The organism is Archangium sp. (assembly GCF_057119385.1).
The window spans coordinates 53,276-60,207 of record NZ_DBNGVP010000084.1 but is presented as its reverse complement, the minus strand read 5'-3'; the positions used below and the strand labels follow the sequence as shown (position 1 = coordinate 60,207).

Annotated in this window: 10 protein-coding genes; 6 read left to right on the top strand and 4 right to left on the bottom strand. The window is 70.6% G+C overall.

Going from position 1 to position 6,932, the window contains the following annotated elements:
* Positions 1–195: 195 nt before the first annotated feature.
* Entirely contained in the window at positions 196–837 is a 642-nt protein-coding gene (locus tag AC16DP_RS20625; protein ID WP_329735005.1) for a hypothetical protein, read from the bottom strand.
* 52 nt (positions 838–889) lie between these two features.
* Here AC16DP_RS20625 and AC16DP_RS20620 point away from each other — a divergent pair, with 52 nt between their 5' ends.
* The 5 genes from AC16DP_RS20620 (at position 890) to AC16DP_RS20600 (ending at position 3,892) form a co-directional block, all read left to right on the top strand.
* Complete coding sequence (locus AC16DP_RS20620; RefSeq protein WP_329735004.1) at positions 890–1,273, top strand: hypothetical protein; 384 nt, start codon at positions 890–892, stop codon at positions 1,271–1,273.
* 54 nt (positions 1,274–1,327) lie between these two features.
* The gene (gene bcp / locus AC16DP_RS20615) at positions 1,328–1,981 is read left to right on the top strand and encodes a thioredoxin-dependent thiol peroxidase (RefSeq protein ID WP_329735003.1); all 654 of its coding nucleotides are present in this window, start codon (positions 1,328–1,330) and stop codon (positions 1,979–1,981) included.
* Positions 1,982–2,186: 205 nt separating this feature from the next.
* On the top strand, positions 2,187–2,780 hold the full coding sequence (locus tag AC16DP_RS20610; RefSeq protein WP_329735002.1) for a hypothetical protein: 594 nt from the start codon (positions 2,187–2,189) through the stop codon (positions 2,778–2,780).
* Positions 2,781–2,946: 166 nt separating this feature from the next.
* Positions 2,947–3,420: a hypothetical protein gene (locus tag AC16DP_RS20605; protein WP_329735001.1), complete on the top strand. Its 474-nt coding sequence runs from the start codon at positions 2,947–2,949 to the stop codon at positions 3,418–3,420.
* Between the two features lie 142 nt (positions 3,421–3,562).
* On the top strand, positions 3,563–3,892 hold the full coding sequence (locus AC16DP_RS20600) for a hypothetical protein (RefSeq protein WP_329735000.1): 330 nt from the start codon (positions 3,563–3,565) through the stop codon (positions 3,890–3,892).
* A 20-nt stretch (positions 3,893–3,912) separates the two neighbouring features.
* On the opposite strand, the gene nagZ is transcribed toward AC16DP_RS20600, so the two are convergent.
* Both nagZ and AC16DP_RS20590 read right to left on the bottom strand, forming a co-directional pair.
* Positions 3,913–5,016: a beta-N-acetylhexosaminidase gene (nagZ, locus tag AC16DP_RS20595; RefSeq protein WP_329734999.1), complete on the bottom strand. Its 1,104-nt coding sequence runs from the start codon at positions 5,014–5,016 to the stop codon at positions 3,913–3,915.
* Positions 5,017–5,180: 164 nt separating this feature from the next.
* Positions 5,181–5,366 carry a hypothetical protein gene (locus AC16DP_RS20590; RefSeq protein ID WP_329734998.1) on the bottom strand — a complete coding sequence of 62 codons (186 nt, stop codon included), beginning with the start codon at positions 5,364–5,366 and terminating at the stop codon, positions 5,181–5,183.
* Between the two features lie 122 nt (positions 5,367–5,488).
* Between AC16DP_RS20590 and AC16DP_RS20585 the strand changes: the two genes are divergently transcribed.
* Positions 5,489–5,917, top strand: coding sequence for a response regulator (locus AC16DP_RS20585; RefSeq protein ID WP_329734997.1), 429 nt, complete (start codon positions 5,489–5,491; stop codon positions 5,915–5,917).
* A 24-nt stretch (positions 5,918–5,941) separates the two neighbouring features.
* On the opposite strand, the gene AC16DP_RS20580 is transcribed toward AC16DP_RS20585, so the two are convergent.
* Positions 5,942–6,931: a cytochrome-c peroxidase gene (locus AC16DP_RS20580; protein WP_329734996.1), complete on the bottom strand. Its 990-nt coding sequence runs from the start codon at positions 6,929–6,931 to the stop codon at positions 5,942–5,944.
* Between the last annotated feature and the right edge of the window lies 1 nt (position 6,932).

The following is a 6,932-nucleotide window of genomic DNA, read 5'->3' as shown; positions in this document are numbered from 1 at the left end:
GGCCCGAGTACAACCGCCTCTACGCCCACCCCTTCACCTGGTCCTGGACTCGCGCCAAGATGCACTCGTGGGTGGACCGGCACCTGTCCTGACTATGTTGAAAAACTTGTCGGACAGTCCACTAGGGGTTCGCATGCACCCTCTCCCCCTGGGAGAGGGCGGGGGGTGAGGGTCTTCGCCCCCCGTGCGCCTCACTCAGAGGCGGCTGAAGATCCAGAACACGCCGAGCACGGCGGAGGCGCCGGCCACGAAGCGCTGGAGCCGATCGGCCAGGGTGGAACCCATGCGGGCGAGGCCCTCGGCGAAGAGCAGGCCCACGGCGCCCATGCCCACGAGGATGCCGAGCGCGAAGCCGGGCAGATACGTCCACCCGGAGCTCTGCAGGCTGCCACCCACGAGCAGGGGAGGCAGGGCGAGCAGCAGCGAGCGCACGCCACTGACGGCCATGAGGGCCCCGGCGGCGGTGCTCACCTGGTCATGCATGTGGGAGTGGGGCTCGTGCGTGTGGCCGGGCAGGTGGGGGTGGCCGTGGCGCAGCACGTTGGGGAAGAGGAAGGCGGTGACGGCGAGGGCCACCAGCACGGCGCCGCCGAAGATCTCCGCCCAGCGCTCGAAGGTCTCGGAGAGGCCCACGCCCGCCAGGAGGCAGAAGGTGGCGACTCCGCCGAGCACCGCCGCGTGGCCGATGGCGAAGCGCAGCGCGACGAGGAAGGTGGCCCGGCGCCGGGAGGGGCCCAGCGTGCCGAGTGTGGCCATGGCGGCGCAGTGGTCCGGCCCCACCGCGTGGAGCAGGCCCTGGCCGAGACCGAACAGGAATGCGAAGAAGAGGGGCGGCACGGGGGAGCACCCTAACCCCCCTTCGTGTCCGAGGCCAGCAGGAGGGTTGCACGTGTCTGCCATCTACCGAAGCCGCCGGGCCGTGGTGCCGCTCCTGTTGGGTGTCCTGCTGACCGTGGGGGCCTGTAGACGGGACGAGGGACCGGAGCACCTCGCGCGCGCGGAGGCGAAGCACGCCGAGCTGGTCGAGCGCGGCGTGCCTCCGAAGGACCCGGCCTGGGACGCCGTCATGGGCGAGCTGGAGAAGGTGCCACCGGACTCCAAGGCCTACGCCGAGGCCCAGCGGCGGCTGTCCCGCCTGAAGGAGCTGCGGACCACCCCGTTGCCGCGTCGGCCGCTGTCGAGGCCCGGCGTGCCGGAGGGCGGGTCCCACTCGCTGGACGAGCAGGGTCTGCACCCGCACGACCACCCCGGTGAGACGGACGGCGGAAGGTGACCGGAAAAGTGGGGCTTGCGAAGACGGACGAATGGGTTATCCAAGCAAGCACTCATGCCCACTCCCCAGACAGGCCAACCGGCTCCCGATTTCCAGCTGCAGGACCAGAACGGCAACGACGTGAAGCTCTCGCGGCTGCGGGGCAAGAACGTCGTGCTCTACTTCTACCCGAAGGATGACACCCCGGGTTGTACGCGCGAGGCGTGTGACTTCCGTGACGAGCACTCGGCGCTGGAGGCGGCCGGTGCGGTGGTGCTGGGCGTGTCGCCGGACGACACGAAGAGCCACCAGAAGTTCGCCACGAAGTTCTCGCTGCCCTTCCCGCTGCTCGCGGACACCGAGCGCAAGGTGTGTGACGCCTACGGCGTGTGGGGCGAGAAGTCGCTGTACGGCCGGAAGTTCATGGGCGTGACGCGCGCCACCTACCTCATCGACACCGAGGGCAAGGTGGCCCGGGTGTGGCCCAAGGTGAAGGTGGACGGCCACGTGAAGGAGATCCTCCAGTCGCTGAAGGGCGGCGCCTCCGCGAAGACCGAGGCCCCCGAGAAGGCACCGGCGAAGAAGGCGGCGGCGAAGAAGACTGCCGCGAAGAAGGTCGTGGCGAAGAAGGCGGCACCGGCGGGCAAGGCCGCGATGAAGAAGGCCGAGCCGAAGAAGGCCGCACCGGCGAAGAAGGCGGCGTCGAAGAAGACGGCCGCGCGCCGGTAGCCCCCTGAGCACGGAGCGAGCATCCCTCCCCTCGCCCTCCGGGAGAGGGACGGGGTGAGGGTGCCACGGCTCATGGGTTCCAGCCGGTGCCTCCGCCCGTGTGCACGCGAGCAAGCAGCCCTTGGCCGCCTGCTCGCGGCTACCCGTCTTGCGCGTGCATGCCCACCCCTTGTCCCAGGCAAGGCACGACGACAGGGAGGCGGTCATGCGGAAGATGGGGATGAAGCTGGCGCTGCTCGGCGGATTCGCGGGAGCGGTGCTGCTCGCCGGGTGCGGGAACAACCCCTACGACTACGGACGGAAGTGGTCCTTGACGGCCCAGGAGGACTACTACTCCGAGCAGGTCCAGGCCGGGAACCCGGCCTCCGCCGCGAGCTCCAACATCGGCAGCAGCAGCTCGGTGTTCCAGACGAGCGAGCAGGCGCGGGGCACGGGTGGAGCGGGTGAGGCGGATGCGTCCTCGGACATGCCACGAATCCAGGGCAGCAAGCAGGAGCAGGAGCACCTCTGGTTGCAGCAGGACATGCGCGTCCCGTATCCGCCGCCGCAGATCGACGCGGCCATGGAGCTCGGGACGGGCAAGCCGCTGCGGGTGGGGGCCAATGGCTCGTGGGTGCAGGGCACCTATGGCGTCGAGCTGGGCTCCGGTCTCGCCTCCGCGGTCCACACCTCCGGTGCCGCCTTCGAGCCGGAGGAGTCGCGGACGGGGACGCAGTCGCTCCCCAACCAGCCCGCGAGCGAGGGCCCCCAGTCGCCCAAGGGCCAGATCGGGCAGCCTCCGGCCGCGAAGGACCAGTAGCACGGGGCCGGTGCCCACGCTGGAGAGCAGCCGGGCGGGCGGGCGCTCGACAGAGACCCGCTTGGTAGCCCGGAAGCCTCGCGGTGCCCATCCCTGAAGGCGCGGCTGCTCCGCTCTCGCACCTCGCGAGCGGCGGGAGCGCCAGACGTGTTCCCGGGAGACGGACATGCACGACAGCGGTTTCAGACGGTGGGTGGTGATGGGGGCGCTGGCCTCGGCTTCGTGGCTGGTTTCGGCGTGTGGAGCCCTTCCGCAGCAGGGGAACACCTATGAGGTCGCCCCCGGCTTCGCGCGGACCCCTCAGCTGAGCGGCTACAACGGCACCATCCAGGACAACCCCACCAGCATCGACCCGCGGACGCCCGAGGCGCAGGGCACTCCGGGCCGCTCCCTGCGGATGGACCCCGGAGAGCGGGCCCTGCTCCAGTCACAGGGCGGCGCCGCCATGGGCGGCAGTGGCTCCACTCCACCCGCTCCGGGCCCCGCGGGCGGCCCGCTGTACGAGGAGCTCGGCGCGGAGGGCAGCGCCATCGCGCCGTCGAACGACGTTCCCGCCGCGCAGGGCGTGGGCAATGACCGGCCCACCAACCCCAATACGCCGGGGGGTGCTCCCGCCCGGCGCGATGCGCGGGGCAAGTAGGCCGTCCCGCGTCAGGAGCGTCCTCGCGGTGCCGGAGGGGTCCGGCGCCTCGGGAGACCCCTGTTCCGGGCATTGGCTTCACACCCCTTCATTCATGGACCCGGGCTGGCGCTGATGCCTGCCCGTGAGGAGAGCAACGGACATGCGCGGAAGCATTCGCAGGTGGTGGGCGGTGGGAACCCTGGCCTCGGCGTCGCTGCTGTTCCCGGCGTGCGCGGACACGAACAAGGGCACGGATACCGCCACCCAGGAGCAGATGGGCACGGGGGGCGCGGGCAGCGCGGGCATGGAGGGCCAGGAAGGCATCGGCGGCTCCGGCACCGCCGGCACGGAGACGCACAAGGCAACCCATGGCGCCAAGGGCGGCGGAACCATGGCCCGCGACGCGGGAACGCCGGGCCCGGCGGACGCGGGCACGGGTGGCGCGGGCCTGGACTCCGAGAGGGAGTCCGGAGACCTCCCCACGAAGTAGGCGGGAGGCCCGGGACGGGACTACCGCGAGGCCAGCATGACCTCGGTGGGGTCCTTCCCGTTGAAGCCGCTGGCGAGCCCCTCGGCGAGCGTCCGGTGTTCGGCGTCGCCGAGCGTGGCCAGCCGGTCCTCGGGGCCGTGGGCGAAGCGTGCCTCGAGACGGGCGAGGCGGCGGTGGGCCTCCTCGATGCGAGCGCGGGGCACGCGGCCGGACTCCACCGCGCGCACCAGCGCCTCGATGCACCGCCGCTGCACGCCCGCCTGATGGCAGACGAGGAAGAGGTCCACGCCGGCCAGCGTGCCCTGCACCGTGGCCTCCTCCACCGAGTAGTGGCCGGCGATGGCCTTCATCTCCAGGTCATCGCTCACCAGGACGCCGTCGAAGCCCATCTCCTGGCGCAGCATGCCGTCGAGCACGCGGTGGCTCATGGTGGCGGGCACCTTGGGGTCGAGCGCGTCGAAGAGCACGTGCGCCGTCATGAGCGAGGCGAGCCCCGCCTGGGCGAAGGCGCGGAAGGGAACCAGCTCCACGCGGCGCAGGCGCTCCATGCCGTGGGGCAGCCGCGGCAGCGTCAGGTGGCTGTCCGAGGTGGTGTCGCCATGTCCGGGGAAGTGCTTGCCGCATGAAGCCACGCCGCCGGCCTCGAGGCCGCGCCCCAGGGCCACGCCCATGCGGGCCACCTCGTCCGGGTCGCGGCTGAAGCTGCGGTCGCCGATGACGGGGTTGGCGGCGTTGGTGTCCACGTCGAGCACGGGGGCGAAGTCCCAGTCGAAGCCGATGGCGCGCAGCTCGTGCGCGAGCAGCCGGCCCACGCGCTCCACGAGGGCCACGTCGCCGCGCTGGCCGAGCTCGCGCATGGGGGGCAGGGCGGTGAAGGGCGCGCCGCGCAGCCGCGCCACGCGTCCACCTTCCTGGTCCACCGAGAGGATGAAGGGCCGGCCCGCGCGCGTCTTGATGTCGCGGCACAGGGCGGCCGTCTCCTGCGCGGTGCCCACGTTCCGCTTGAAGAGGATGGCGCCGAAGATGCCGTCCTTCATCAGCGCGGCGAAGTCGTCGTCGATGCGGGGGCCGGGGAAGCCCACCATGAAGAGCCGGGCACAATCCCGGTAGAGAGCGTTGCTCATGGGGCCGTACCTTCTCACGCCCTTCACTTCACGGGGAGGGAAGAGCACGGCGGATGCTCGCCGCCGTACGTGGCTGCCTGTCCATCCGTCAGGAAGGCCGCACTCGGGAGGAGGGGCGCCGGGCGGGCCCAGCCATGGCTCTCCTGGCGGGAGACGAAGTTCCCTCAGCCCATGACGGGGAGCAGCAGGGCGGAGGGAAGCTTGCCGCCCTGGCGGGGGGCGTAGCGGTCGGCGAGCAGCTTGACCCCATCGGGCATGGGCACTTCGACGTCCCGCTCGACGAGGACGTCATGGGTGTCCGCGGGAGGAAACGCGAGGAGACGCGCGAGGAAGCGGCTGGCGAGGGTCATGGCCGCCCATGATTGCACTCCGGCCCTTGACGCATCACACCTGAAATGAGGGCGACTCCTCTCTAGTGAGGGGCGCGAGATTGCCATCCAGGTCAGCCGCTCCGGAAAGAGAGGAAGCCACCGTGAGCACGATTCTCCTGGTCGACGACGAACCGGATCTCCAAGAGCTCTACACCGATGTATTGGAGGTCATGGGCTACCAGGTCATCCATGCGCACGATGGCCTGGAGGCCCTGGAGAAGGCCCGCCAGCAACGGCCGGACCTGGTCGTGACGGACTGGATGATGCCTCGCATGGATGGCGTCGAGCTCTGCCAGCGCCTGCTCCACGAGCCGGGGCTCGAGGGGGTTCCCATCATCCTTCATAGCTCCCGGCGCGCGCCCCGGATTCCCGGCGTCCGCATGACGCTCTCCAAGAGCTGTCCGCTGAACGAGTTCGAGGACGCCGTGGCCCAGGTGATCGACGAGAGCACCGGCGAGGTCCTCACCCCCGCTTCCCTGGAGACCTCCGAAGGGACTCCCGTGGAGGCCCTCGTGGAGCTCCACCACTGAGGGCCCCCGCCGTCAGCGGACCGCTCAGGGGTCTGGCTGGAACCGCGGGTCCGCGAGGAAGGCCTCGTCGGTGAGCGCACGCAGGAACGCGGCGAGGTCCGCCTTCTCCTGCGCGGTCAGCTCGAGTGGGTGAAGGGTCGGATCCGTATTGGGATGACCCTGCCCGCCCTGGGAGTAGTGCTCCACCACGTCCTCCAGCGTCGCCAGCGAGCCGTCGTGCATGTACGGCGCGGTGACGGCCACGTTGCGGAGACTCGGCACCTTGAACTTCCCCCGGTCCGAGGGCCTCTCGGTGATGGCTTCCCGCCCCAGGTCGGGGTCGTCCGGCCGTGTGCCGTTGTTGTGGAAGCCGTTGTTGGTCAGGTTGAAACCCACGTGGCAGTGGAAGCACTCGGCGCGCTCGGAGAAGAAGAGGTTCATCCCGCGCTTCTCCGTGTCTGAGAGCGCCGTGTCCTCGCCCTTCTGGAACCGGTCGTACCGGCTGTCACCACTGACCAGGGTGCGCATGAAGGACGCGAGGGCCTTGGTCACGCCCTCCGGGCCGGGCTTCTGGCCATACGCGGCCTGGAACTGGCGCACGTAGGAGGCATCGGCGGCCACGCGGCTCACGACGTCCTCCATGCGCATGTCCATCTCGAGCGGATTGACGATGGGCCCGATGACCTGGTGTTCCAGGGTCGGGGCACCGCCGTCCCAGAAGAACGAGGTGTTCCAGGCGAGGTTGAACAGGGGCGGCGCGTTCCGGGTGCCGAGCCTGCCCTCGACACCTTCGCTCACACGCCGGGGATCGGCGAACGCGTTCTCCTGCTGGTGACAGCTCGCGCACGCCACCTCGCCCGTGCGGGAGAGGCGCGTGTCGAAGAAGAGGCGCTTTCCCAGCTCCACGCGTTCACGTGACAGGGCGTTGTCCTCGGGGACGCGCATGGCGGGGAAGCCCGAGGGCACGGTGACGAGCTCGCCGGTGCCGCACGCGGTGAGCACCGAGCCCAGGAGCATGATGGACAGGAGGCGCATG